This window comes from Ignavibacteria bacterium, from assembly GCA_016873775.1.
GTDB lineage: Bacteria > Bacteroidota > Ignavibacteria > UBA10030 > F1-140-MAGs086 > JAGXRH01.
This window is the reverse complement of sequence record VGWC01000112.1, coordinates 1-4,633: the sequence shown is the minus strand read 5'-3', so window position 1 is coordinate 4,633 and position 4,633 is coordinate 1. Positions and strand designations below refer to the sequence as shown.

Sequence of the window (4,633 nt, the reverse complement as noted above, 5' to 3'; positions counted from 1 at the left end):
TGGGGATTTTTTCAAGCCGCTGTTTGTTGCTTTCTGTTTTTGCAAAGAGGGAATCTAATTTGGCTACAATGCGGTGTTGCTCAGCAAGGGGTGGGAGTGGGATTTTTAATTCTTCAAGTTTGGTCGCATTGACATTTGGAATTGCAATTCCCAAAGTGAAATCAGAAATCTGTTTCCAATAGTTTTCTGACTTCAAAAAATAATCAATCAATTTTGCTGTTACATCATCGTATGCTTTGAACCGAATTAAGTAAGAAGCAAACACTGCTTTAAAAGGAATGTCTTCTTTAATTCTGAAATTGAAACCAACTGAACCTGCTCTTGAAACTAAGATGTCATTTTTCTTAACCTGAAATTTTTCAGACTCGCCTGGTTCTTCAATACAAAACGGAACAGTTTTCCAATTCAATTCTCCATCTGAAATATCTGTAGTCCGCAAATATTTTATCTCACCAGTTTGTCCGGCTTTTGATGTCCATCCATACTGAGGTTTGGAACAAACTTCTCCCAAACTACACTCAACCCAACTGGCAGGAATATTATTCTCCATTACTTTCGAGCAGGGTTAAGATTTCACGAAGGTCATCAACAACAGTTTCCAATTCTGTAATTGCTTCGGTTGCTAATACATTTGGTTCGGGTAAAGAGTTTGCATCTTCAATGCTTTCGTCTTTCAGCCAGGTGATGTCAAGTTTGTAGTTGCGTTTTTTTATTTCATCCAAAGTGAAGCAACGGAATCTTCCGTTTTCTCCTTCGTCTTTGCGTTTGCTGTTTCCATTTACATCTGTGCCAAAACATTTTTCAAATTCTGCAAAATGTTTGGCGGTAAGTGGTCGGTCTTTTTTGGTAATGCCTTCAATGTTGCTGCGGTTATCGTAAATCCAAACTTTTTCTGTTGGCAAACCTTTCTGAAAAAAAATCACATTGGCTTTTACGCCTTGTGCATAGGGAGTAAAAGTTCCTCTCGGCAAACGCAAGATGGTGTGCAGGTTGCAATCCTGCATCAGTATTTCAAATACTTCTGCGGCTTTATCTTCAAACAAAACATTGTCGGGTAAAACCATTGCCGCACGTCCTCCGGGTTTTAAAATGTTGACGACGTGTTGAACGAAATTAAGTTGTTTATTGCTCGTTGCAATCGTAAAGTCATCGCGCGTCGGCTCTTGGTTTGCGCCTTTTGTTCCAAAGGGAGGATTCGTCAGTACAACATTGTATCGCTCGCCTTTATCGGGTTCATAAATGGAATCGCCAAGATAAATGCGCGGCTCAACGTTGTGCAAAAAAAGATTCATCAACGCAAGCCGTCTCGGTCGCGGCACAAGGTCTTGCCCGAAATATGTTTTTGCTTTGATGCGTTTTATTACGTTTCGTTCGAGTGCGCCTTTGGTTACGTTCATCAACCATTCATACGCAAGCACAAGAAATCCGCCGGAGCCGCACGCAGGGTCGCAAATCGTAAAGTCATTACTTACGTGTGGGTCTGGTTTCATTACGCGAACAATCGAACGGATGAGCGCGCGCGGAGTAAAATATTGTCCTGCGCCTTTCTTTCCTTCGCTTGCGGCTTTTTCCAATAATCCTTCAAACGCTTCTCCTTTTACGTCCACATCCATTGAAGACCAATCTTCTTCGTCAATCATTATAATGAGCCGTTTCAAATTTACAGGATTATTGAAACGGGGCATTGCTTGGGAAAAAATATCGCGCAATAAATAATTATCCGATTCGCGCAACTTACGAAGTATCTCGGAATAATGGTCGGTGAGCTCTGTGCCGGAACATTGTTTCAAACTATTCCAGTTGTAATCTTGCTGCACGTGAATGTTTTTCTCGTCTGCCATTTTGAGAAAAAGAAGATACGTGAGTTGTTCAATATAATCGCCGTAATCAATGCCATCGTGGCGAAGCGTATGGCAATATCCCCAAAGTTTATTTACGATATCGGACATAGTATTGTTGTTGAACGAACGTTAGTTCGTGTGTGTGTTTTACAAACTGAAGTTTGTATTACATTTTCTCGAACTGAAGTTCGAGTTACGTGTAGCACGAACTTCAGTTCGTGGTGTTGTGCTAACTTCAGTTCGTGAAAAATAGGTCGAATTGAAATTCGGCCTACGCGAATTACGCTGCCATTGCATAGTTAATTTCTGAAAGAAATATTTCGAGTTCGTTGTTAAATACGCGCTGCGCAATTTTTATTCCACCGCGATGCACAAAAACAGGCACAATGGTAAAATCTTCAATGTCAAGTGTAAGGTTTGCAACGAGATGATTGCGAATATATCCAAGCCAGTGTTGCTGTTCTTCGGAAAAAGTTTTTCCTTTTGTAATACGTTGCAATGCTTTATCAACACGTTCTTCAGCAGAAAGGAGCGGCTCTTCGTTCTTTGCGGCGTGTTTTACCATCGAGATAATATCTGCAAGCGCTTTGTTGTACACAAGTTTGTGCGCTTGTTGTAATTCTTTTTCTCCAAAGTTCTTTTTCTGTAGTTGTAATCGCAAATCATTCAATGCATCGGTTTTCCATTCTTTCGGACGTTCCAAAAGAATTTTTATTGCTTCAATTTGTTCCGGGTTTTCTCTCACAAATTTTGAAAACGACACAAGATAATCTTCCGGTTTTTGTTCTGCTACAAGCATTTCGGAAGTAACCGTATCTACAACTTCCAATGCTTTTATGAATGTTCTTTTTGCTCGTTCGTAATTCAACAGCAAGTCTTGAAATTTTTTATCGCGTAACAGTTTCATTGTTTCCGTAAAGTCATTTGCGATTTTATCTTTTACCTGCTCGGCAAATTTTCCTATATCGCCCTCGGGAACATACGCGGAAAATTGCATTCGTGCATTGCCGCTCATTTCTTTTTCTATGCGCCGCAACCGTTTTACGAGAATGGAAGTAAAATATTTCCTATCAATGTTTTGATAAATATTTTCAATTACTTGCGCTAATGGAATCGCTTCTTTTTCCGGCGGCTCAATTTTAAAATCCGTCGTGTTTTTGAAATACTCGATAAGCGTACCGCCAAAGCAATCGAAAATTTTGAAATGCGTTTTGTTGATTTCAGAACAAAGTCGCGTTCCTCTCCCTAACATTTGCACCCATAGTATTCTCGATTTTACCGGACGCAAGAAAACAATAAATTCTAAACTCGGAATGTCAACGCCGGTGGAAAGCATATCAACGGTTACAACAACTTTTGGAGTTGGGCGATTACGAAACTCACGGATTTTTTGCAACGGTCTATCAACGCTTGCGCTCCCCGTTATTTTCTGAACAAAACTATCTCCTTGTTGAAATTCTTCGCGGCAGATTGTTACCAGTTGGTCTGCGTGCGATGTGTGTGGCAAATCGTTCACTGCGAAAATCAATATTTTGGGAAAGTGTCCGGTTTCTTTTTCATGTTCGTAGGCATACTTCGCAATTTCGTGAATGATTTTTTTATTACTGTCCGGCGCGGTAATGTGTCGTTCAATGTCTTCCGAGGAAAACTCGCGCTCGTCTTCCAATTCGTCGTATGTTTCTTTTCCCGTCGTTGTGTCAACGCGAACTATATGCTCTCCCTCTTTCAAAAATGCGCCGTTGATGCGAACATTGGAATGTATTTTTATTGCTTCGTAATCAACAAGATATCCATCTTCGATTGCTTCATCCGTTGTGTACCGAAAAATCACTTCATTAAACAAGGAAAGTGAATGCGGCGCAGGGGTTGCTGTTAAACCAATTTTTATTGCATCAAAATATTCCAACACATCGCGCCAAATTGCCGTTTCTTTTGCCGTATAACCGCGATGACATTCATCAGCAATAATCAAATCGAATGCGTGAATAGGAATATCGGTTTTCTCCGCATCACTTTCATCATCAGGGTCGTTTCTCTCTTGATGAAATGCGTTTTCCCAACCGAATAAATTTATTGTCATTCGCTGAATTGTAGAAACATAAACAAACGTTTGTGATTCATTAGGGGATGTGAGATAGGAATGAGGAAGCACGGATGGGTCAAACGGTACATCGTCGCCAAAATCTTCTTTTTGAAATCGTTGGCTGAAAACATCGTATTCCTGATTGAATTTATTTCCAGTTGGTGTTGTGAACGAAGTAAACTCTCGAACTGCTTGCGCGGCTAATGCTTTACGGTCAACAAGAAATAAAACCCGTTTCGCAGTTTTTGATTTCAGTAAGCGGTATATCTGCGCAACAGTGAGAAATGTTTTTCCTGTTCCTGTTGCCATAGCGACGAGCATCGAACGTTTTCCGTTTGCAATTGCTTTTTCTATCTCTCGTATCGCGTTGCGTTGATACGGACGAATACGGTAAATTTCATGTTGTTCCTTTACCATTGGAACTTCGATGAGAAAATTTATGGAAAATAATTCTTCAAGCGCATCTACCGTAAAGAAGTTAGAAATTTTTCTCGATGTATTTTTTGTATCGCGAATATCTATAAAGTGTATTACCTCGCCGTTTGTCGAGAAGAGAAACGGAACACGAAAACCATTCCAGTTTCCTACGCCGTTTGTAACTCCGCGTGAATATCGCTTTGCTTGTTCAAGAACATTTTGTGGACCAACGCCTACTTTTTTTGCTTCAATGATTCCTAATAATTTTCCATTCACAAATAAAGCATAATCT

3 protein-coding genes are annotated in these 4,633 nt (G+C 40.1%); all 3 read right to left on the bottom strand.

Translation table 11 applies throughout. The features are described from left to right. Nucleotides 1–550: restriction endonuclease subunit S (locus FJ218_10880; GenBank protein MBM4167405.1), on the bottom strand; the 550-nt coding region annotated here is incomplete at its 3' end. Beyond that, nucleotides 540–1,949, bottom strand: a complete 1,410-nt coding sequence (locus FJ218_10875) for an SAM-dependent DNA methyltransferase (GenBank protein ID MBM4167404.1) — start codon at nucleotides 1,947–1,949, stop codon at nucleotides 540–542. The genes FJ218_10880 and FJ218_10875, both read right to left, overlap by 11 nt. Nucleotides 1,950–2,121: 172 nt before the next feature. Continuing rightward, on the bottom strand, nucleotides 2,122–4,617 hold the full coding sequence (locus FJ218_10870; protein ID MBM4167403.1) for a DEAD/DEAH box helicase: 2,496 nt from the start codon (nucleotides 4,615–4,617) through the stop codon (nucleotides 2,122–2,124). Between the last annotated feature and the right edge of the window lie 16 nt (nucleotides 4,618–4,633).

Coding starts and splice junctions, on each gene's coding strand:
- FJ218_10875 (MBM4167404.1), bottom strand. CDS start 1,949: ATGTCCGATATCGTAAATAAACTTTGGGGATATTGCCATACGCTTCGC.